Genomic DNA, 23,045 nt, shown 5'->3' on the forward strand with positions numbered 1-23,045 from the left:
AAGCACCCGGTTGGGTGCCTGTTATGTTTTATATTCAGATTCATCTATAAATATGTTCCCTGTTTCTGAGGTACATAAACTACATTCTCAAAGTATCCACCAAATGAATATGCTGTACTTTTACCAACAGAGCTTGTCCTAACCAATTGAACAACAACATTTGTTGGATTTATTGTCATCCTTGGTACATAGAAAGCATCATCCATTCTTACCCCACTGGAACTGTAGTCATACCCAGCATAATATGGTGGTCTTGACCTGAAGGAGATGAAAATATTATTGGAATCAAGTCCGTCTGGGGTAGGGATTGTATACGTCCTAGCAACAGACTGCCCCATATTCAATGAACCTTCAAGAATTCCAATATTTTGCATTGTTCCTCTCATAGCATCAAAAATTAATGTCCCATCTTCAGAAAAAGCATGAACACCAAATTTACTAGGCATCAGCTTTACATCAAATGCATATACAGCAAACTCAACATTTAGGAATTGCGTGTCTGACCTTCCACTAACAGAGATGTAACATTCATTGTTAGATGTAAACCCTACGTTAGAAAAAACCTCAAAAGGTGCATTGGAGCCGATAGACCTACCAAACACCATAATCTTGTTAGAGATCATGTTGGCATTTTGAACAGTAGTATCGTAATCGAAACCAAGCTCTCTTAGTGTGTTTGCCCTCTTAAAAACCATACCACCTTGAAATTTCCAGTACGGTCTGAAGAATCTAATCTGCTTAATATTTGGTGGCACTGGAAGAACTGTATCAATAGAAAAACTCCATCTACCTAGCAGTTTAGGTATCAGGTACTTATCATCAATAACAGTCACTTGATTGTCATTGGTAATTCTTAAATACTCAGCCACGATACCCTCCAAAGTGGATTCTGTAATCCTTATCTGCTGGATTGATTGGGTTTGACCAGTTATGTCTCCGACCTACAGCAGAGTCAACATAATCATCCCCAACGATATATAAGTCCCAAGTATCCCCTGAGACATATCTAAAATAAGAACTAGCATTGTGAATCTTATCGAAGTACAAGAATGGGTTTTGTAATCCAGATGGTAGATCAAATCTATATCGCCCTGTACTGTTCCCATTGTCCAAATTAATTGGTGGCACTTGAATGGAGCCTTGCATATAGCAAATTTGCAATGTAGGGTGAAAGGCACTAACCAATTCACCGGTACCGAAGTAATCAACCAAAAGTCCTGCTGTCAATTTTTAACTCCTATAAAAACTCGAAGCCTATCCGACTCGTCAAAAATCTCAATTGACTGTCCTTGAATTACAGTACGTCCAGCACCAGCAATCCTTGACTCAAACCTCCCCAAGTTCGCACTAACAGCACTCAAACTTTCAGCATGAATCTTAGTTGCTGAAATATAGCCAATGTTAGCGTTATCAAGATAAAGACCAGCAGGAACGACAGTCCCATTTGGTAAAGTCACTGGTCCTGCTTGGTAATTAAAAGCATACTTGGCTTCATTTCCTACCGATGCTGGTGCCGCAATTGCAAACTGGTCGGCACGAATAATAAACAGACTCTTTCCTGAACCCTCGTTAATCAATCCAATACCAGCAACATAACCATTCACATCTGTTTTCACAGTGTACTGGGCCTTGATACCATTAATAGACTGCAATGATTGTTGGACCAAAGCAGTGTTTTCAGACGTAGACTCCTGCCAAGGAATTACAGGTGTTGTATCTGTATTACTTGTAGGTGCAATCTCAGTGAACTGCGCCCTAGTCAAGATGATCCAAGGGCTTGAACCATTGAACTCATGTCCTCTAAAGGCAACAGTCATTGTTGTACAACTAGCAGGTGCAACTCCATTTATATACAACCTATTCCAATCACTTAAGTTTGCTCCAGAACCCTGACCACTATTAATAATCTCGTTTACACCCCAATTACCGAAGTTTGTGCCTACGTTGTTGCCATTAGCATCATAGAAGTACATAAATAATGTACCCTTACATCGGTGTGTTTGGGCGTAACAACTTAGTTGATACTTTGTACCACCTTTAACCCTAACGCCTGTCTGCTGTAGCTCCATGAAGCCACCAGCAACGTTAGTTGAACTGTTTATTCCAAAAGCATTACTAGGCTTAAACAGTGGCATATAAGTTGGGTATAGTGGAGAACCTTCTTTTACAACACCATAACTAATTGTATTTAAGTGCGATACAGCATTCCAACCTGTCGCATCACCTAAAGAAAAGTCAGGGTTTCTCAACAAATTTCCTGATCCTGTAGGGATTCCAGAAACCGTTGTACCGACCTGTGTAATTGCCTGTGAGTTCGCATTAACCTTCCCATCAATATTTGTGACTGTAGCATCCAACCTTGTAGTTGCTGTTGCTGTTGCATCCAACCTACTCTGATTAGAAATCGGCACTAAACTTTGTTGGAAAGCTATAGGTTCAATATACTCGTCCCCAACCAACTCACCTTGAGTTACAAGCCTTGGAGTACCTGTAAACTGGTTACAAGTCAGCTCATACCAAGCACCGCCACGAAGATAAACATACTCATTGCTTGAGTGTGTTAACTGCCCTAAACCTATTGCTGGCGATTGGTTGTTCTGAGTCCAAGCAAAACTAAAGTTAATAACTTGTCTGTCTTCTGATTGTGCGCCCCAAGCAGATGCCCTAGCTGTCCACCTAAGGCCAAGAGAGAATGTGCCTGTACCATGACTAGACCAAGGTGCATTAAATCTCCCAAGCCCCATCTCAAAAGCCATCTCACCAATTCCCTCTGACATGACAGGAATTAAAATTGGATAGTAAGTGTTAGGGTTTAAGCCTGTAAGGTCAAAAGGATATTTCCGACCAAACAGTGCAAGGTTTGTGTTTGCTTCAACCTGAGTCAATGCGATACCTTGGGCTGTGATTGTATTCCCTTGTTGATTAACCCTTGTCTCTAACTGATTCAGTGCATTTACATCAGCTTTTCCAGCAATAGAACTTTGAAGTCCTGTAATGGATTGAGCTTGTGCAGAGATGTCCTGACCATGTTGAACCACAGTAGCATCTAACTTAGAAATAGCTGTAGCATTGGCAAAAGTGTTTTGACGATCTTGTGTGTTCGTACCAAAGCCAACAGGTGTACCATCAACAAGAGTGAAACTATGCGAGAACCAATCCATATTATGTGGTGAATCAAACAACACATAGGCAGGGCTTCCAACAGTTGCACTTCTTCTTGTAATGGCAATTGGCATTCTATTACCTGTCCAGTTTCTAAGGTCTTCCAACCTGAAACCACAGTTAATAAGCACATTTCTTAGGTTTACGACTCGTTGATCCTCGTCCCACCCAACGTTACCAACATTGTCACATCCAGCAATAGCAAAGAAGTTACCGTATGGCATCAGTCCTATTGCATCAGCCATGTTTTGACAAGCATCCCAAGATGCGTAAGTATCAAAATTACTATACTTAATTAAATCACCAAGTCTATTAAACTCATATAAGTTAAGTCCACGACCAATACTTTGAGTCCATTCCCCAAGAGCGTTATACAATCCACGCTTTTCATGTTGGCTGTCACCATTCCTAAAGGTGAAAATAGACCAATTTCTTGTGAGACCAACCTTATTTGCTGTCTCACCAGCTTGGGCTGAAACAGAGGTTATAGCCTGACCTTGTGAAGTAAGCGTATTACCCTGCTGTTCAACAGTTGACTTCAAAGAGTTCAATACAGAAGAATCAGCTTTGTTGCTTACAGAAGTTCTTAAATCAGTGATTGCCTCTGCGTTAGCATTTGTCTTGTCACCGATTGTCGTAACTTTAGCATCCAATGTTTGAACAGCTCTTGCAGTAGCAAAATCGGTATCAGAGATGTTCCAAGCTGTTGGGATGTTGCCACGTTCGATGATAGGTCTTCTGAATCGGTAAACACCTTGGTATGGGAAGCTAAAGTGTGGAGCAAGCCCCCCTTTAACATACTTTCTTGTGTGGTAGTATCTTTGCCAAATATCATACCTTTGTACCTGCCCCTTAGCTAATTGCAGTGGAAGATAGTTCATAGAATCTTTCCAATACAATAGCGGTGGATTAGGTACACTACCGCTCTCGATCAAAATCTCAACAGAGAAAATTACATCGTCATCAGTGTTGCAATTTTCATCAACTCTCTCGATCTTATCTCCAGCTAACATACCTGTAACATAGTTAGATGTACCACCAGACCAGACATACAAGACACTTAAATCTGAGGATAGGGTCGCTACATCTCCACCAGTAGCGAGACCTGTAGACCAAACCCCAGCCTCATCAATTAAATTCTCAGAACCTATAGCGATATTTTCAACTTTAGCCTCAACCTTTGTGATTGCTAGACCTTGTGATGAAATAGTACTGCCCTGTTGCTCAACTGTAGTCTTCAACTGATTGACAGCAGAAGCATCAGCCTTGCCAGCAATCGAGTTTTCAAGAGCGGTAATCGCTTGCCCTTGTGATGTAACGTTGCCATCAATAGTTGATATCTTAGAGTCAAGCGCTGTTAAAGCAGAAGCATCGGCTTTACCTGCTAGAGTATTTTGTAAACCAGTGAGGATATTACTTTGTGAATTAACCTGATCTCCTATAGTCACTACATCATTTTTTAGATTTTGTACTATTGATGCATCAGCCTTATTCACTACAGTATTTTGTAATCCAGTGATAATACTACTTTGAGTATTAACTTGATCTCCTATAGTCACTACATCATTTTTTAGATTTTGTACTACCGACGCATCAGCTTTACCGTCAATCACTGAATCTAATGCAGTCAGCTTGGAAGTGTTGGCTTCAGTTGCCGTTGCAATGGTACTGATACTAGTTTGGACATTAGATAGTGAACCATCTATTGAAGCTTTGTAGTTGTCCAGAGTTTCAATCTGTGACTTATCAGCATCTTTACTTCGTGTAATTTCCTGAGTTAAACCATCATTCAGTGCTTTGATACCCTCTCTACGCTGTACTGTTTCCTGAGTTAAAGCATCATTCAATGCTTTGGTATCATCTCTCCGCTGCGCTGTTTCTGCTGTAAGCTCGTTCGTTAACTTATCGACTTGTAAAGAAGTAGCAGTTGCAATTTTATTTACTTCTACAACTAAGTCTTTTGCCTCTGAACCCACTTCAATGCGACTAATCAAATCTTGATTTAGCTGACTATCTGTAATCTGGCCATCAAGTAATTCAAGTACATCTTTCGCATCAGTTGTTGTTGTACTATTTGTCCAGTCGGACCAGTCACCAACATTCCCGATTCTATCGATCAAACGTGCTTGATAAAATTGAGTTAGATTTGGCTGTAGTCCTTGGATTACTGTGGTTGAGGTTGGATAAGCAAAAGAGCCTAATGTTGCAATGTTAGATTTACCATTTGGTGAGACCTGAATTTCTACATAAGCAGTATCCAAAGCATTTGCTGGATAACTCCAATCCAGTTTCATACCAAATAAAATACCAGTTGCTTGGATAAACGCCACTTTAGGTGGTTTGCCCTGCTTTCCTTTTAATTCAGTCAAAATTGAATAGGTTGGTAAAGATGAAATATCAAAAGCACTAATCGCAACAACTCGCGCTTCATATTTACCTGCGTAGATACCAGCTATCTCTGCCGAATTATTTCCAGTTATTGGTAGCTTTAACCAGGTACCATTATCTTTACGCCATTCAACTTGATACTTGGTTGCACCTTTGGCTTGTGGCCAACTGATCACCATGGTTTCAACTGACATTCCTTGCTGAACCATTTGCTCACTGGAAATGCTGACTGATTCAACAGGATCTTGAGTTGTAGGATTGATGATAGAGATTGGGCGATCATCAATAAATGCACCATGATCAATGGCATTAAATTTAGAATCAGCATGTTGTAATGCAGTAATGGTAAATTGGTGTGGCTCATCTTGTGAGATCGAAACTACACGAAATTTCATCGTCGCTAAATCTTGTGCATCAATCACCCATACATTTTGTGGGGCAACACTATCAAATGCTGATACTACAGTAACAACTCGACCAGCTATACTTGATACAACTCGTGCTTGTGCCTTTCCATTCTCTCCATTAACAACTAGACGGTCCCCAGCTCGGCACACCACATCATCACGATCTAAGGTGATTTGTTTTAAATCAGCACTGACTGAAGAAATACGCCCACCATTTGCACGACCAGCTAACAACTCATCAGCAAGTTCAATCACTTTACCTGGTAATGGAATATAGCCATCTAACCCAACTTTAAATGTGACAGTTCGAGTTTCAAGTTGTTCTGTTTTTAAAGCCCATTGGCCAGTACGTTGTGCTTGTCCTTCTGATGTACAGCCCCATGCCTCTAATTCTAATAAACGTACCGCTTTAGCCTCTGCAATTGATTTTTCATCACGTACAAAAACATATTCAGTCTTATAGCGATTTTGCGGATTATCCCAAGCAACTTTAACTGCATTATGCCGATCACGTGCACGCGTACCGGTGTAATTGATACCAAGAACACCATCAATAATATTGGCAGATGTGTATGTAAAAATAGCATCTTGAGGTACATCAGCCTCACATACGATCGATGCACCATCCCAATAACTGATTGCACGAAATAAACCTGCAAGTTTGCTTAAAATATCGAAAGCAGATTCGGCACTTTGAATATACACATTACAAGTGAACCGTGGCTCTTGACCGCCTTTACCATTCGGTACCAGCTGATCACAATATTGGGCTAAACGATATAAAGACCATTTATCAATCATTTGCTCGGTTAAACGGTTGCCAAGTGCGTATCGCTTATTGGTGCATAAATCGTAGTAAATCCAAGCTGGATTATTACTATAAGCACGCTTAAATAGACCATCCCATATCCCGATGTATGTTCTACTTACTGGATCATAGTTGTTTGGTACTTTGATCTTTACACCCTTTAGATCAACAGCAATTTTGGCAATATTCGAGAATGTTTCAGCATCATATTGCACGCCAATCAATGCAGTATTTGGGTAAGCAAGCTTAAGATCCACAACTTCAGTAATGGCTTGAATATACATCTTATCGCTGACATATTCAGAGCTTGAACTCGGTGTTTTACGTAAGACGCGAATCAACCAACTATTATTGGCTTTAGGCAAACCGATACGATGGGTACGTTCATAATTTGCTGAAGTTTTTCCTGACATTTGAGTATCAAGCATTAACTCCCATGATCCCCCATCAGTCTGCACTTCAATCGAGTAATCAATAACAATACCTGAGACATCGCCATTACTTGGGTCTTGCTGTTTTAAAGCCCCAAAGCGCACTCTTACAATCACGGCATCGAGATTAAGATTGGTAATCCCTTTAACCCAAGGCGTATCACTTTTAAGTTCAACACCCACAGCAGTTTCAGAAGCAATGCTTTCAAAACCTTCCATGTATGCCTGATCATTGGTACCTGAGCGAAAATCTAGAGTGACATCTTGAAAATTTCTTGCACCACTATCGTTTTCAACTGGTGTGTCATCCAGGAAGATTGACTTAAAGCCATTTGCTAAGCCCTCAACTTCGCCCTCACTCATGCCATACTGTAAACGTGCATAGGTTTTTGAAGCGGTTGTATCATTTTCAACTTTTGGTTGTCTTTGGTTTTTGCTACCGCCTTTTGCGCCTTTTACTGTTTTAAGCATACTTTTTCCCACACAATAAAAAAGCGCTTAATGCGCTTATATTCTTAAATTATTTCTTCCCACCGCTGCTGCCACCACCGGTAAAACCAGCATCTGCCGAACTAAAAGTATCTACTGCAAATTGACCAGCATTTACAATGAATCCACCGACTTCGCGCTGACCATACAGAATCGGAACTGGATTGCCTTGTGAGATTGTGGTGACTGCTCCACCAAATCCCTTATTTGCCCTGTTTCCGTCTTGATTTTGATCTTGTGCGTCAACCTTGGGTGTAAGCATCTGTGCAATACCGCCTACAACCATTCCAGCGCCAGCACCAATTAATGCTATGCCTAAATTGGAAGTTGCACCGCCAGTCCAAAAACCAGCAACAATCAAAACCGCCCCAAGTACAAGTTGTAAAACACCACCATTCCCCCCAGCCCCAATGACTTTAGGCACAATCTTGATAACTTTGGCACCAGTCTCAAAATCAATCTGATCCTCACTGATATTTTCATCATCTTGAAAAACAGCAAAGGTAAGTCCTTGTTCATGAGCGGTTAGCATGAATTGTTCAAAGCCGGGCACTTGGACTGATAGTGCTTTTACAGCTTCACGGGTGCTTTCAACAGCAAGCTTAAATTCCTTACCAAACTTCTTTCCGAGTACGCCATATAATTTGATCGTTTTAAGCATTCTTATGCCTCACAATTTTGACAACACGCTCTTGCCATTGTTGCCCAAAGATTTCACGCACTGACTTTCGACCATAAGGATGATGTAGGATTAATGGTCCACCAAAACAACTTGTGCTTTCTTCTGACTTTAATTGCCAGTAATCACCCAACCAAATCACAGCATGATTCGGGTGTTCTGTACGGCCAACATTACACACCAACATGTCACCATACTGAGGTTCACTGACTTCATAAAATCCAGCTGCGTCTAGGTTTTCTAGATAAAGGGATTTGTGATTTTTATCACCCCACCAATCATTTTTACGTTCAAAATCAATCAACTGAACACCTAGCTCACGGTTATAAAAATCACGAATAATTGAATAGCAATCTTGATATCCATGATGGTAATCACGACCAATGAGTGGTGCTTTATAGCCACATGGCTTATAGACTTGAAAATCTACTTCGGGCCAAGCACAGATCACCCATGGCATTTCATGAAGTTCAATTTGCAATAAATCTAAATCAGAAGCACGTGCTGTAGCATTTGGATGTGAATGTACATAAGCTTGAATCTCACCGTGATCTTCAGCATTCGCCAAGTCTTCATGATGAATTTGAAACTGACCATTTTCAGCGACATTACGGCATGGAATATACTCACCTGAAACAATAACCCCGCAACATTCTGCGGGGAAACATTTTTCAGCATGAGATAGAATCGCTGCTTTGAGTTTTTTATTTAATTTCATTTTTACACCATTGAAGATGCAGGGAATCCACCAAAATGAAGCTCATTCTCTCGGCAACGACAGCCTGATGTTCGGTAGTTACATCGATCTAAAGCTGGATTGTCTGTTGATTCATCTTTTTCAGTAAACATTGCAGATCCGATATATCCACACTCTTCACTTCGATATTCCCAATTGCAGTAGTTTGAGATTTGCCGTGTAGGGATTTTTAGCCCTTCAAAATCCACGGGATTAGAAAGTTCAAACGTCACTTGCTGAGCATTTTCAGAAGTCTTTTGTTCAATGAACCAAATCTGCTCGCGCTTCTCACTTGGATTAGCCGTAGCATTACCAGCACTAAAGTTTTCAGCATCAAGATATTTGGCTAATGTGGTAATGACTTTGATTTTCGCACCAGCAAAATCACCAAACTGTAAACAATATGCAGTAACCGCACCTTGAATACCTTTAATATTGTTGGCCATACTTAAAGTTGGTGCTGAAGCCTTGCCATCACTTCGCATTTCTAAGCCTGATACTTGCAACGCCATTGGCTCAAAAGTCTGACCATTAAAAATGATATTACGTTGCCAAACTTTTTCATCACCAGGATCAGATCCCTCACCGGTTGAGACAGACTCATTACCAATCGATGAATAAATCTTTTCCCAGTCTACATAAGAAATATGTCCGTGGAAACGTAAAACGCCAGCTCCTAATGCGCTGGCGTCTAATTCAAATAGTGTGATTAATCCATCTACATACAGCTTTTGAAAATCACTGTTTAACATTGTCATTCACCACAATATCAAGATCCAAGCCTTCCGCATCATAAATGGCTTGAATCGATTGAATTGAAACTCCCGAACGATTCTGTAAAGAAATAATATGGGGGATCAACCAACTTATAAATTGTGCTTCTTTTAATGAGACTCGGCTCACATCAGGCTCTTTATCCTTTTTTAAACCGATTAAGACATCATCTGTGGCCTTGTTATAATCAATCGACAGATAATCTATTTTTGATCCAAATTCATAGGCTGATGCTTCAATTTTGACTATGAGTGCTGCAGTAAAACTTGCTTCAATTTGTGTAAATTGCTTTGACATTTTTCATGTTCCTTCAAGTAAAAAAGCCCCAACGAGTGGGGCGTGAAGTTAATTAGATTTATGGGTAAAAAACTTGGGTAAAGGTTGTGGAAATAGTCCAAATCATTCCACCCACTTGACTAGGTGTATAGCTTGTATCTGTTTTAACTCTCACCTCACCATCCAATGGAGAATTCCATAGAAATGAATCAGCCCCTTTATGTCGATCAAAAAAAGCTTTGATTTGAAGAATCTCTTCCTTGGTAGATGTAAATTTGTAAGGCCATTCCCCCTTTTTATTGTTGATTCCTACTGAGATATTCTGTTCGTAGCCATCACCAAATTTTGAAGTCAAAATATTGAAGTTTTGTTTGCCTGAGTTTCCATCTAGATCACATGGATATGTAAATTTTTCATTGCTCATAAATTGCGTCCAATAAAAATAACCATTTGATGGTTCTATATTTATTTACACCCTTCCAAAAACTTCCCGTCCAACGCAAAAATACACTCTACAAAAACAGCTCGATCTAAATCACATCCATAAACATCAAAATAACTCTTAATGTCTGCTAGTGTAAGTGAATCATATGATCCACCACCGCTAGGAAAAGCAATAAAACGGCGAGCCTTTGAAATTAAATTAAAGGCTTTGATGATATGGTTTGCGGTGTAACTTGGCTCTAACCGCTCAGGTGGTTTTATGCCGAGCTTTTGGTAGACTTCTGAGGTTTTTTCTTCGCACCATTTGATGTTTCTTTGTTCGTAGTGCTTGAGGACTTTCCCACTTCATCAGCAATCTCTTCAGTCTTAGAGTCATGGATCACCTTAGCCTTTTCCATGATGAAAACAATAATTTCAAGTGATTGCTTTGAGCTTGTACAAATCAGCTCTGCATTTTGCGCGCTGTATTCGATCGGCTTCTTATCCTTACCGACTAGTCCAACCCATCCTAACAATAGATGTGAAACAGCACGGTTAAAACCTAATTTTGCTTTAACCGCTCCTTCATCTGTTACTGCTTTAATGCCTGCAAGCTCTTGCTCAGCTTGAATCCCATTGAGCTCTAGTGAACGTTGAAACGATGGCTTATCAATACTTGCAATGAGTAATTTCACGCCATCTTTAAAATCAAACCATTCTTGAACGTATTCAATGGACTTCTGTTCTTCGATTTCAATTAACATGATTAAGGCCCCGCAACTACAGGAATACGTGTAAGAGTCGGTGCAACATCCGCGACTGTGAACGAGAATTGGGTAGTTAATACATCACCAGCACCACCACTTGGCAAAGGCGCAGATACTTGTACCTTAGGTAGTTTGAGCGTGTATTTATTACCTGCAGTATCTTTCAATGAATATTCAAGGCCGATCGGCTCATTTAAGAATTGTTTTTCATAAAGTTCTGCAGTGTTTTTGGACCATGCAATTGTAAAGTTACCACTGCCTTTCATAATGGTTTCTAAGATTGCGGCAATGTTATTTTCGTAGTCTAAGCACTTTTGAATTTGCATTGTATTATCAATGGTTAATTCAATCTGAGTGATGCACATTCCTGGTTTCTTTTCGCCATCAATAAGGATGTCACCAGTGGATAGACTTGTTAATGGAACAGCATCCACTGCAGGTGTTACGGTACCAGTCGGTGCAACCTCATAAGCTGTGCGCTTCATTCCCATAATTGCAAATTTAGAAGTCACAATGCCACTATCAGGAATTGATAAAGTCCATTGGTTAATGTGGCAACCAGTGAAAACTTGGAAGTTATCGATATCACTAAAGCCGCGAATAATCGAAAGCGTTCTTCGAGTAGTACCACCAAATGTTAAAACGTTGCTATTCCAAGCATTGAAGGCAATTAGCTCTAAGACTCCATCTTGAATGCCAAAAGCCCATTCAGATTCAATATCGCCTTGCACTTCAACACCAGTCACTAAAGTACCAGCTGCAATTCGTGAATCTTTTATCGTTTGTGATTCGGTGGTTTGTGCTGATGCATCTAAACCATTAGTGGTAAATGCAAATGTATTCCAGGTTGTTGCAATCACACCAGGTGATGCTTCAAAACCAATTCGGGTTAATTGTTTAGCTCCAGAACTCATTAAGTTCTCCTTAATTTAGGCGTAAAAAAACCTCCGTTAAGGAGGTGGATTGATTAATTAAGGGGTTGGATTTGAAATCTAACCCTCTAGTTTTAAACTTGGTTGAGCATGTTCAATAAGCTCGTCTAATTTTTTCAGTATCTGTGGTCTAATTTGTTTTCCTCCAACGCTTAGAATTCTTCCTGCATTGGATAAGGTTTCTTTCCACTGATCAGCAATCAAAGATAATTTTCCAATTTCAATTTGGATGCCATTTAATGTATTGCGTGCTAATTCTTCTTGCTCAATGTAAAACTTGCGGATTTCAAAACCCTTTTCATTTCGTTCCATCATTCCAAGATGCTTTGTCATATCTACAGAAATAATGTATTCAGTTGTTGGACGACCACCTTTTAGGTTTTCGTCTTTTTTGACGAAAACCGTATAATCAAAATTTTCTTCAAATTTGCATTGGTTAATTCGTCGTTTAATCCAATGAGAAAACTCCGCTTTGACTTCTAGCATTTTGTGCAAATCACGGGCATTTACGCCAAGTTGAATTTTTCCATTAAGTTCCACTTCGATAAATGGACTTTTACCTTCAATTTTTACAATCGCATTCATTGTTATGCTCCGACCACTCATAAATAAAAGAAAGCCAACAAGAAGATGCAATGAGTAGTCGAAATGACCATCTTCCTTTCAGGAGCTACCCTAGTCGGCTTGGATGCCATATTTCAGGCATTAAAAAAGCCGACTTGTTAAATCGGCTTCGCTTGTTAAACTTTAAATCTTTGTCAATAGGTAACGTTACACCTACAGGGGGTGGTCTAATAAATTCAATAACTTAAATTCATTAAAAAAGCCGAACTGAGTAAGCTCGGCTTTAATATTTGAATTAAACAATTTATAAAAATTATTCGCTATTATTTGAATTTCGCTGCATGCATTCTTGCTCAATGTCGCTCATAAAATTCGACATTACAACCATTTTCCCCATTACATTTGAGTTGATTGGCTCTTTATATGCTTTTTGAATAAGTTCGTTAATTTCATTTTTATTATATTTTTCATCTATAGAGTGAAGTTGATTTTGAAGCTCTCTTATCTTTTTCCCATCTTGCCTCAGGCCCATTATTGAAAATGCTCTATTTGCCAGTACAAAGCAATGATCACCCTCATCTTTCTGAAGAATATCTTCGAGTTCATTTGCTTTATTTTCAGCAAACGTTATGGGTGAAACCAATATAAATGACAATAGTAGAGATTTTTTATTTATACCTTTCATCTCAATTCACTCTAAATTCAGCTCTAACTATCTTAGCGTAAAAATTATCATCATCCATATCTTGTGGCGCATGGACGTTATAGACTTCAAGAAATGAAACACCAAAGGATTGTAAGAACTTTCGCCATTGAACGCACAGCGTTGTCATTTCAATCGTGCCTGAATTCTTTGGTGCAAAGCATTGGATTGAAATAGTGCCTATATCTCGAATACAGGGTCCATTTCCAATACCTGCAATCAAACTATCTCCATACTGAATATAAACTTTGCACCAAAGTTTATTTGATGGTGGATCAAATGGTTTACCATCTGGAGTTTTCTGATTTTCAATACGAAGATTTGTTTTTTCCACACCACTAAATTGACCTATTCGCTTGTATATCGCCAATTCAGCCTCTGATAAAGTCATCATTTATATCTACTCGTAACTGACTGAAATGTGATTGAATAAATTCCTAGTGGTGCTTGCCCAGAATGTCCATTCTCTAGAGCGATTGCGTAAGGCAGATTATTACTAATAAAAACTCGCATACCCAATTGAACACTTAGTATTTTAGCCATCCCATCTGCAATGGTTGTGGTGCCTGTTGTATCTTTTTTCTGAAAGTCTTTGGTGTAATCCACACTGCCAATTGAAACTCGATTGTTGCCTCTAAAAGCCCCTGTATCAACGGGACTTCTAAGGATTACTCCTTGAAGCATTGCAGCTGTGATTTTTCTTTGTAGTTCTGAGCCATCACGTAATACTTGGAGTGTGAAATGTGATGGTCTTAATCCTCTCCAACTCATATTACACCTATTAAAAAACCCACCAAGGTGGGTTTAATACTAATTATGTAGTTTAATTATGCCTTGTAGTATTCCCTAGCGTGAAAAAGAAAACTTTTCATATGCTTGTATAAATTTTCATCTCTCCCAGAAAACTGTTCTTTTAATGAACAAATCTGTAATTCCTTATCAATACTTCCATCTAAATCGATTAAAAGCTTTATTAAATTTTCAATTGTTTTAAATTTACTTTGTAAGTCTGTTATTAGTGGAAAAAAATCACGCTCATAATCTTCCCTACTTACAACTTCACAAATATCTGACATTATCTGAATCATCCTATCGGATGCATCATTAAAAATACTAAGAGCTGATTTCAGATCATTAGTAGTATAACCGTCACTTAGTAACTTATTAATTCTAGACATCACTAGATTAATTTTGAATCTATACTCAAAATATCCTTCATATATTTTTAAGAAGAAGTTTGCATTAACGGATTTGTTATGTTGCTCTCGCCAATCACTAAAAAGAAGAAAGGCTGCAATTGGACCTAAAAAATATGCAGTCAAAGTCAAAGAAGTTGTCAATAAATCGTATGCCTTTTTAGTATCCAAATTTGAACCTGTTTTTGTTAAGCATACACCAATTAAAAAATATCCAATTGCAAATATGGCCGCTGACCATTTCACACAATTTATTTTTTGCTGTAAAGTTTTCTTACTCATATATCCCCCTTACCCGTAGGAGGATGATACTAAACTTTCCTCAACTGGCAAACCCAAATACTTTCACTTGGATCCTCACCAACATTTAAAACTTTAAAACTACCATTTGAAGATTCCCAAACATCATCAATCTGAGGTACACCATCAACTTCATTTTGAAGCACCATGGCTTTTACATCCTCTACTTGATAATCGATAGGCTTTACCAAATCTCGCTTGTATGAACCAAATACACCACGTCCAGAGTATTGCTCAACAGTCACTACTGGATAAGTCTGCGTTTCAAAGTCGAAATCACCAGATTGGATTTCTTTAGAACATGTGAAAGTGGTGATGGCATCTGCAAGCTTAGTATTAAAGGCTTTTGCCACTTTAGATTGAATCTTATCTCTCATCCGCGATACACCTTGAATGTGAATCCCTTGGGTTTTAGATCCAGCGAATTTATAAATGCTTTTGCAATCTGCTCAAATTCTGAAATTTCACGACTACCCTCTACAAATGACTCTTCAACTTCAACTGTATCGGCCTTTACTCGTTCACTTGTTGTTTGACGAGAAGTACCAGCGTAAATCACACCAGCTTTGATACCTTTAACAATTTCACAAGCAGCATCGATTAAAAGTGGATCAAATGGTTCTGGAACAAAACCAATTTCATTTTTCATCCAAGTATTTGCCAGTAAAACAAGACGAGCTTTATCACCATCTGGTGCAAAGTCATTACCCAATTTACGATTTGCGTCATCAACAGTGATAAAGCTCATAACTCACCTATTTAGCTTTTGTAGTTTTCGGTTCTTCTTTGTCCGTTTTATTAGAATTAACTTCCAATTCAGCAATACGTGCTTTCATTGCATCGATGTTATTTTGGAATGCAGTAAATTCACCTTGAGAATTTTGAAGCTGTTCTAGACAATCCTTTAATTTGATCTCAGCTTCTTCTAGTCGTTTCTTGTATTCTAAACTTGAGCCAACACCTGAAGCTTGGTTGGACAAATTCGATAATTTAGAATCACCATAGAGTTCGTGTTGTCCATGAATAAAATCAGATTCATTGATTACACGATATCCATCACCATCTTTGATTTGGACTGTATTTAATAAAGTCATTTTTATTTTCCAAAAAATAAGGGCGATTTCTCGCCCTTTTGGTTAACCTAAAAGTAGTCCGATATGTCGCGGTGCAATAGCTTTGACACCCCACGCCAAACTGACTTCATAGACAACTTGTTTGTATTGGCGATAAACCGCAATTTCAAATGCCAATCCAGTAACAGGATCTACAATTTGCGTACGATCATCTGCACTATCCCCACCTTCTGGTAAAGCTGGAGTACGTGTTGCTAATGCAATTGCTGATCGTGAAAATGCTAGGTTTGGTACATAATTGTTTCCAACACTAACAGCAGCTTTATCAGCTGGGACTAAAGCTAATCCATGATTGAGAATTAAATTAGAACCGGCTAAACCACCAGATACATATTGAGTCCCATCACCTGCAAAAGTCACAATATCCCCACCGAGAATTGTTCCAGTTCCTGTGTTTACCTCAATCGACTTATCACCAGCTAATGGAACTCCATTTACAAGATATCCAGCACCAGTCCCTTTAGCATGTACACCTACAGCATGAGAGTGACGAATCGCAAAGTTCATAATACGATCAGTCATACCATTTCGTAGCATGTCATCACGACCAGCTTCATTGACTTTAAATAATCCTGCTTGCTTACCGCGCAAATTACCAATTGCTGCATGACCTAAAACTAATTGCAGGTCATTACGAGGAGCACCATTGTTTTCTAAGATACCTAACGTTCCAGCAAAATCAGTCATATCAGCTGCAGTACTGAACGGCGTTTGTCCTGCAGTACCATATGCAATTGATGCATTTTTATAAGCTTCCAGCCAACAATCTCGTTCGATTTCATTCACTAGCGTTCGCATAGCTTGAGCAAAACGATCGGTTTGAATTGCTGCAAAAGTTCCCGCATTCTGTAGTGAACGGGTTTCTTCACCATTCCAACGAATAGGTACATTTCGTGACTTGGTAATTTTAGCCACGATATTATCTACAGTGCCATCACCTGCATCTGGTGCATGCACACCTGGTTTAGTATCTTGTGCTTCTGCAACGGTTGTTACTGGAATTTTGACATCATCACCAACTGCAGCGCGTTCAATACCTGTATCACGTGTAACTGCTGGAATAAATCCAGTAATCTCACGAGAAACAATATCAAGTGCTGCATAAAGCGTTGGCAATAAGCCATTTAAATTATTAGACATTCGCTAATCTCCAAAATTAATTTTCTGTAATTTGTCCGCCATCTTTCATAAATGACTGTTTTTCTGGTGGTGCTAACTGTTCAAAGCTTTGACGTGACATCGCCTTGCCACCCCCTTGTCCGCCTTGACCTGAAAAACCACCACCACCTGCTTGTGAACCTTTTAAAATGGAATCTTTGTGTTGGTATCCACCAATTAAGATTTCTAAAGCCTCATCAAAAGCAGCTTCATCACCATGATTTGTGCGGGAATAAATTTTTTGACCTTTGCCGTCATATGCGACAGGTTTGCCATCTTCGACCTTGAAGCTTTGGCCAAACATGGCTTGAACCATATCAATAGGAACAGCAACTTTTTCTTGAATAAACTTAGAACGAGCAAATCCACCACCGATCAATTCATTATGTAATTGCTGCTGAAATGCATCACGTTCAGTTGTGATTTGACCAAGTTGTGTTTCATAAGTTTGTTTTACTGAATCAATTGCTTCAGTTCGTACCCGTTCTGCTTCACCTGCATCAATCAACTTTTTATCATCAAAGTTTTTGATGGTATTTAAAGCATTGCGGGCTTTTTCTGCATCTAAACCTTCAAATGTTTTTAAACTTGCTTCCGCTTGTTCTTTGGCAATTCGATGATTTTTTGCTTCTGATCCGAGTTCATTAATTTTTGCAATCGCATGTGGTGCATCAAAGGCAATCTCTGTTCCATCTTCATGGAGGTATAAAGGTTTACCTTCTTCATTCACTTCTGCGTAGGTCTTATTTTCGATTTGAATCGTTTTGAGTTTCATAGGTTTCCACCATTTTTAATTAAGCTTCCGCTCGTTTCACCAATCGTTTCCACTTTTGGCAGGCAATAAAAAAGCACCCTTTTGGGTGCTTGTATTAAAATAAATATGCTAGTTGGTTTCTTGAGGACCAAACTCTTTTTCACAAAGTTCTTTCAGATCATTCCAATATTTAACAGCATTCGGACCATCAAAAGTTAGATATTTCTCTCCTGAAGCCTCTACATCTTTAGTATGAATAATTTGATCAGGTGTAATCCCAAATTTTTCGAGCATTATCTTTTCAAACCGGAGTCTTTCAAGCTCTAGATCTTCTTCCATTAGCTTTTCTCTCTTTTATATTTAAGCCCAAGTTTTTGTGCAGTCAACATCCACAATTGATGTTCTAACTCAGATTGTGCATATCTTGAATTAATCCTATCACTATTAATCATATTTCTAGTTAAATCTAGTGCTTTCGGATTTAACTCTTTTAATGCTTGTCTAATTTCACTCTCACTTGGCCATAATTTATTAGATTCACCTTTAGACATAATAAAGCGCATATGCTGAGTAACAGCTCTAACTTCAGCTAAGTTTAATTCAGCAGCAGTAATAATATCATCAACAGAGAAATTAGAGCCACCTGGGTGATTATGTGTGAATGTTGTTCCGACTACCTTATCCCATAGCTCACTAGGGACGTTAACTTTATTAATGTCTCCAGATAATGGATAAGATTTTTCACCATCATTGCTAATAAATATCCCATACTCCTTTCTGCTTTCTCTAAATTCTTCCTCAAAAGCAACAGCTTTCTTTCTCGCAGGTGTTGAAACGTCAGGCTTTTGTGTTTTGTTAGGTAAATCATAAAAACTTGGTTCATTTTGAGGCTGTTTAAAACTCTTGCCAGTTTTTGAAAATTTAAACACTGACTCAAAGCCTTTTTCATCCAACTTGCGCAATTCATCTAAAGTGAATTTTTGACCAGACAGTGGATCTACAAACTTATCAATTGGAAATCCACCCTCTTTATAGAGCTTGTATTTAACAGGACCTAACCATTCTTTTTGAAAAGACTCATCTTGCCGATTAAACCAATCTTTATAGGTTGTATTCGCATCAACTTGTCCAATCTTTCCATCTCGCTGATCCTTGGGAATATTTTTAACTGAGCGTTTATCTGCAACAAACGGTCGCAAACCCTCCAACGTTCCATCTTTCTCACAACCGACCTGAACAGTTCTACAACGGCGGTGATAAGGAGGTTTTTGATGGCCAACACCAACCAATTGGACACGGCCATCTTTTACAGCACATCCGAAACTTGTTCGACCATCTAAAGTTGCGACATCTCTTGTATATTCAAATCCTAAAGCCAACCACGTCTGCAAATAAACATCATTGCTTAAATGTGCTCGGGCTGTACGCAATTCAGCATCAATTGCATTTCGTGATTGATTAAGCAATCCATCTGCATAATTTAGCTTTTTAGTACCTTTTATTCTTTGAATAATTTGTTGATTTGTCTGACCTAAATTCACACCATCACGAATAACATATTCAACTTTCTTTCGAATACTCTCAGCAACGGTAGGGAAAATATAATCTAATAATTGACCACCCGCATAAGGAGTTTTCTTTGATTTTTTGAGTAAATCAGCTCCATTAATCTTGGGTACTTTTTTACCAGCCAACTTATAAATATATGCCGATTCATACGAAGCCAAAGCAATCATCGAAATATCAAGAATTTCAGGAAGAACAGTAGAAATTGACTGCTGCCAACCTGCCATGACTCCCTGAATTTCTTTCAATGACGAAGTAGAGTATTTAGCACTAGCTAAACTAGTCTTCTCAGCTTCATTTAAATCATCGAGCAAGTCGCGAAGCTTATTTAACGCTTGGATAGATAAAGCATCGAAACTTTTTAAGATTTCATTGATCGAGGTAGAGGAAAGACGCTGAAGATAAGAATTATGTTGATTTAAGGCATCAAGTATTGCTTGCTCTATCAGTTGATCTTTCATCATCTACACCTTGATATGGCTGATAACCAGCTAGTGGCTTACTCATCCGATATTCTTCAATCTTCTTTTCTATCTCTTCCCATTTTGCATCTGAGAATGTTCCAGTTTGCTCATATTGATAAAGAATTTCAGGAGGCAGAAGATCACCTTGGACCATCTCTAAAATCAGTTTTGAACGTTCCACACTGTATTTTTGCTTATTGAAATCTTGAGAAATAACATAGGTCAGTTCATCAGGCTTTATATCGTGATTAGGCAATGCAAATTTTGCACACCAACGTAACGCCATTTGTAATGCTTCGCTGATATTAGACACTGCCAGTGAAACAACTGAATGCTGTAAAGAGTCCTCATTATCTGCTTGTGTCGCAGTTTTATTAGCAGACCCCACCTCAATTAAGCGAGCACCCATTTCTTTCATTTGTAGCCATTTATCAGTCATTAATTGCTTGGCCAAGTTGTTTTCACTCGCTTGAGCAACCTCAACCTTAGTTGGAAAACCATTCCTAGCACCAATCGCTAACTTGTCCTTTTTAATGATTTCATATTGATCAGGTGTGATATTCGGCATTGAAACAATGGGCTGCCCAACAATAAATCCTGATTCTTCAACATCTGCAGAATTACGATAATGAGCAAGATTTAGATCAGCTAATTCAAGCAACGGCGGATTATTAATTTCGTCTGTATTATCTATCGCACCACAAAATGTAAATGGAATATAGTTCCAATGCTTACCGTGATAATCCGTAGGGTAATAAAGCTGTCCAGCTTCAAAAATTTGTTTTTCATTCCGCTCATAAAGCTGTACTGAATAAACAAAATCATCCTGACCTTTGTGTAATCTCAAAACACGGTACTGGGTATCACTTGTACGACCAAATCCATCATCATCAAGCTTTGAAATATTCTCTTCAATCACGACCAAAGATAGTTTTTTCTGATTTCCCACAATGATGAAATCCCAATTAATAACGGATTGAGCTTTCAATGTGTGAATCATTGGAAATGCATTCTTTTGCTTATCTTCAGCCCTATTTCGACTAGGCTCAACTTGTGGGAAATCAACATAAATTCCACAACGATAATGCTTAAAAATCAATCGCAGCATTTGTTGTGAACTTTGATAAATAGATCGTCCAGCACCATCTGCATTTCGCTCTAAATACTCAAGCTCATCAGGTCTTTTAAAATCAGGCAACTTATTAAATGCTGAGCCAATATGACTAATTAAAGTTCGACCAGTCGCACCATAGAAAACCGCTCGATCTAAATACTCTTTATAACGATCTTCATCCCCATCACCAAAAGTGACAGGCACTGGTAAATATGTTTTACCCTTTTTCTTAATTGCATCCTGACCATCACAAACATCATCAACTTTATTCCAGGTATCGATGTTTTTAATATATTCGGGATGCTTTGAAGTTACACCTGTCATCTTCTTCTTCCAAAAATTGGTATATCGAGAGTAGTTACTGGTTTTGGTTTATTCATCGCTACACCAAACATGCGGAATGCATCAGCACCATGAGAGGTATGATCATGCAGAGGTTTATCTTTCCAACACCCTTTTTTGTCATCCCACTCTTTACGATAGTTTTCTAAATGAGAAATACCTTCTTCACACTTGGTTTCATCAAACTCACAGTATTTAAGGATCTCACGAGTCTGTTCGATACCATCCATCACACCTATGCTTTCCACTACTTCAAATCGAACGGAATAGATTTCACCATCGATTTCATAACCTTCTTTAGCGATATCTAGACGAGATTTAGCATCACCTGTTAAAGAACGGTTTTTAATGTCGTGTGGTGCGTAGTGTTTTGAATATGAGTAGCCTCTATCTTTCAGCACTTTAAAGTAATGTCTTAAGCCTTCACCCGAGTTTTCGTAGTAATCAATGACTTGATAACATTCATCAGAAATTTTCCTGATAAACCAAATTGCCATTGAGTCCGAAACGCCCAAATCCCAAAAGGTCATTACGGGCAAATGATCATTACTTGGTAATTCTCCAACTCGGCCATTTGCATATAAGAATTTAAATTGCTTCTTGTAATATGCGCCTTCAACTGATTGCTGAAATGCCTCAGAAGGAATGCTTGGATATTCTCGCTTGATGTCATCACCAAGCGTTTTCTCTTTTTGCCAGTACCACTGTTGTTGTTCTGGTGAGGTGTTTATATTGTATTTTGCCTTTAACTCAGCAAAATAGTCTTTTAGGCGCTGCGGTATTTCTCCAGCAACTGGTAAGGCATATTCACCATTTTTCCACCAAGAGAAAAAAAAGAATTTCCAGTCCAAGATTCCTAATGTTCTGCCTTGTAATTGAAGTTTTTCAGCTTCTTGGCAGTAATCATAAAAATAACCTGCCTTACCTTCAGCTGTTGATTCAAGCGTGATTTTTCCATCAACACTTACTGCTTCAAACGCACCAGTGACAATTTCACGGGCTTTATCTGGATATTTGGCGCAAATTTTACCAAACTCAGAAATATGCAGGCGTTTTAATGTACCGCCCCGAAATGACGTACTAACAGTGACAGATCCACCCTTCTTAAATACCAATTCTTCTTTTGTTTCGATAAGAAGTGGATTTGCAGCTCTTAAAGGGTGAGGTAATTTCTCATAAGCATATTTAACTTTCTCGCGAAACAAGCGCTTAGCATCATGTAAGGTATGTGCAATCAATGCACATTTATCAGACATGAATAAAGCAGCATCTAATTGAATAATACAAACTTCTGTTGTAAACCCAAGCTGCCTTGCTTTTAAGATAATGTTTCTTGACCACTCGTTTTCAAAGTATTCAAGTTGCTCAAGAGTCATCTTGAATTTGAATTGTTTACCTTTTTTATTAGTGATGTAGTAGAGGTTATTTAATCGCCAGTGCTGATCAACAAGTTTTGCTTTATGCTCAGGTTTAAGCATA

General features: G+C 38.7%; 23 protein-coding genes and 1 pseudogene. All 24 read right to left on the bottom strand.

Going from position 1 to position 23,045, the window contains the following annotated elements; genetic code table 11:
* Window positions 1–44: 44 nt before the first annotated feature.
* On the bottom strand, window positions 45–869 hold the full coding sequence (locus AC4CUY_RS16215) for a hypothetical protein (protein ID WP_490774431.1): 825 nt from the start codon (window positions 867–869) through the stop codon (window positions 45–47).
* Window positions 862–1,227 (bottom strand): hypothetical protein, encoded by a 366-nt coding sequence (locus tag AC4CUY_RS16220; protein WP_490774432.1) that lies wholly within the window; start codon window positions 1,225–1,227, stop codon window positions 862–864. Before AC4CUY_RS16220 ends, AC4CUY_RS16215 begins: the two co-directional genes overlap by 8 nt.
* Window positions 1,224–7,667 (bottom strand): TipJ family phage tail tip protein, encoded by a 6,444-nt coding sequence (locus AC4CUY_RS16225; protein WP_490774433.1) that lies wholly within the window; start codon window positions 7,665–7,667, stop codon window positions 1,224–1,226. The genes AC4CUY_RS16220 and AC4CUY_RS16225 overlap by 4 nt, the downstream gene beginning before the upstream one ends.
* A gap of 49 nt (window positions 7,668–7,716) precedes the next feature.
* On the bottom strand, window positions 7,717–8,346 hold the full coding sequence (locus AC4CUY_RS16230) for a tail assembly protein (RefSeq protein ID WP_490774434.1): 630 nt from the start codon (window positions 8,344–8,346) through the stop codon (window positions 7,717–7,719).
* Window positions 8,339–9,082 (bottom strand): C40 family peptidase, encoded by a 744-nt coding sequence (locus tag AC4CUY_RS16235; protein WP_490774435.1) that lies wholly within the window; start codon window positions 9,080–9,082, stop codon window positions 8,339–8,341. The genes AC4CUY_RS16230 and AC4CUY_RS16235 overlap by 8 nt, the downstream gene beginning before the upstream one ends.
* A 2-nt stretch (window positions 9,083–9,084) precedes the next feature.
* Window positions 9,085–9,852 carry a phage minor tail protein L gene (locus AC4CUY_RS16240; RefSeq protein WP_490774436.1) on the bottom strand — a complete coding sequence of 256 codons (768 nt, stop codon included), beginning with the start codon at window positions 9,850–9,852 and terminating at the stop codon, window positions 9,085–9,087.
* Window positions 9,839–10,171 (bottom strand): hypothetical protein, encoded by a 333-nt coding sequence (locus AC4CUY_RS16245; protein WP_490774437.1) that lies wholly within the window; start codon window positions 10,169–10,171, stop codon window positions 9,839–9,841. The genes AC4CUY_RS16240 and AC4CUY_RS16245 overlap by 14 nt, the downstream gene beginning before the upstream one ends.
* Window positions 10,172–10,229: 58 nt before the next feature.
* On the bottom strand, window positions 10,230–10,574 hold the full coding sequence (locus tag AC4CUY_RS16250) for a phage tail protein (RefSeq protein WP_287839110.1): 345 nt from the start codon (window positions 10,572–10,574) through the stop codon (window positions 10,230–10,232).
* Between the two features lie 277 nt (window positions 10,575–10,851).
* Window positions 10,852–11,337: a phage-derived protein YdaY family protein gene (locus AC4CUY_RS16255; protein WP_154129854.1), complete on the bottom strand. Its 486-nt coding sequence runs from the start codon at window positions 11,335–11,337 to the stop codon at window positions 10,852–10,854.
* A gap of 2 nt (window positions 11,338–11,339) precedes the next feature.
* Window positions 11,340–12,254, bottom strand: a complete 915-nt coding sequence (locus AC4CUY_RS16260; RefSeq protein WP_490774438.1) for a phage tail tube protein — start codon at window positions 12,252–12,254, stop codon at window positions 11,340–11,342.
* A 78-nt stretch (window positions 12,255–12,332) separates the two neighbouring features.
* Window positions 12,333–12,857 carry an antA/AntB antirepressor family protein gene (locus tag AC4CUY_RS16265; protein WP_434278967.1) on the bottom strand — a complete coding sequence of 175 codons (525 nt, stop codon included), beginning with the start codon at window positions 12,855–12,857 and terminating at the stop codon, window positions 12,333–12,335.
* Between the two features lie 292 nt (window positions 12,858–13,149).
* Window positions 13,150–13,521: a hypothetical protein gene (locus AC4CUY_RS16270; RefSeq protein WP_490774439.1), complete on the bottom strand. Its 372-nt coding sequence runs from the start codon at window positions 13,519–13,521 to the stop codon at window positions 13,150–13,152.
* Window position 13,522: 1 nt separating this feature from the next.
* A complete protein-coding gene (locus tag AC4CUY_RS16275; RefSeq protein WP_490774440.1) occupies window positions 13,523–13,933 on the bottom strand; it encodes a hypothetical protein in 411 nt (136 codons plus the stop codon).
* Window positions 13,930–14,310: a hypothetical protein gene (locus tag AC4CUY_RS16280; RefSeq protein ID WP_490774441.1), complete on the bottom strand. Its 381-nt coding sequence runs from the start codon at window positions 14,308–14,310 to the stop codon at window positions 13,930–13,932. The genes AC4CUY_RS16275 and AC4CUY_RS16280 overlap by 4 nt, the downstream gene beginning before the upstream one ends.
* Window positions 14,311–14,366: 56 nt before the next feature.
* Entirely contained in the window at window positions 14,367–15,017 is a 651-nt protein-coding gene (locus AC4CUY_RS16285; protein ID WP_490774442.1) for a hypothetical protein, read from the bottom strand.
* Between the two features lie 29 nt (window positions 15,018–15,046).
* Window positions 15,047–15,412 (bottom strand): glutamate 5-kinase, encoded by a 366-nt coding sequence (locus tag AC4CUY_RS16290; RefSeq protein ID WP_490774443.1) that lies wholly within the window; start codon window positions 15,410–15,412, stop codon window positions 15,047–15,049.
* The gene (locus AC4CUY_RS16295) at window positions 15,409–15,783 is read right to left on the bottom strand and encodes a hypothetical protein (RefSeq protein ID WP_490774444.1); all 375 of its coding nucleotides are present in this window, start codon (window positions 15,781–15,783) and stop codon (window positions 15,409–15,411) included. The genes AC4CUY_RS16290 and AC4CUY_RS16295 overlap by 4 nt, the downstream gene beginning before the upstream one ends.
* Window positions 15,784–15,790: 7 nt before the next feature.
* Window positions 15,791–16,129, bottom strand: a complete 339-nt coding sequence (locus tag AC4CUY_RS16300) for a hypothetical protein (protein ID WP_490774445.1) — start codon at window positions 16,127–16,129, stop codon at window positions 15,791–15,793.
* A 42-nt stretch (window positions 16,130–16,171) separates the two neighbouring features.
* Window positions 16,172–17,308 (bottom strand): major capsid protein, encoded by a 1,137-nt coding sequence (locus AC4CUY_RS16305; protein ID WP_490774446.1) that lies wholly within the window; start codon window positions 17,306–17,308, stop codon window positions 16,172–16,174.
* 16 nt (window positions 17,309–17,324) lie between these two features.
* A complete protein-coding gene (locus AC4CUY_RS16310) occupies window positions 17,325–18,101 on the bottom strand; it encodes a DUF6651 domain-containing protein (protein ID WP_303578024.1) in 777 nt (258 codons plus the stop codon).
* Between the two features lie 108 nt (window positions 18,102–18,209).
* Window positions 18,210–18,419: a hypothetical protein gene (locus AC4CUY_RS16315; protein WP_303578025.1), complete on the bottom strand. Its 210-nt coding sequence runs from the start codon at window positions 18,417–18,419 to the stop codon at window positions 18,210–18,212.
* A gap of 587 nt (window positions 18,420–19,006) precedes the next feature.
* Window positions 19,007–20,107 (bottom strand): annotated as a pseudogene (locus AC4CUY_RS16320) (phage head morphogenesis protein); the annotation flags it as partial.
* The gene (locus tag AC4CUY_RS16325; protein ID WP_490774447.1) at window positions 20,073–21,548 is read right to left on the bottom strand and encodes a DUF4055 domain-containing protein; all 1,476 of its coding nucleotides are present in this window, start codon (window positions 21,546–21,548) and stop codon (window positions 20,073–20,075) included. The gene AC4CUY_RS16325 and the pseudogene AC4CUY_RS16320, both read right to left, overlap by 35 nt.
* A complete protein-coding gene (locus AC4CUY_RS16330; protein ID WP_490774448.1) occupies window positions 21,545–23,044 on the bottom strand; it encodes a terminase in 1,500 nt (499 codons plus the stop codon). Before AC4CUY_RS16330 ends, AC4CUY_RS16325 begins: the two co-directional genes overlap by 4 nt.
* Between the last annotated feature and the right edge of the window lies 1 nt (window position 23,045).

The sequence above is a fragment of the Acinetobacter sp. 778_lipA genome, from assembly GCF_058242985.1.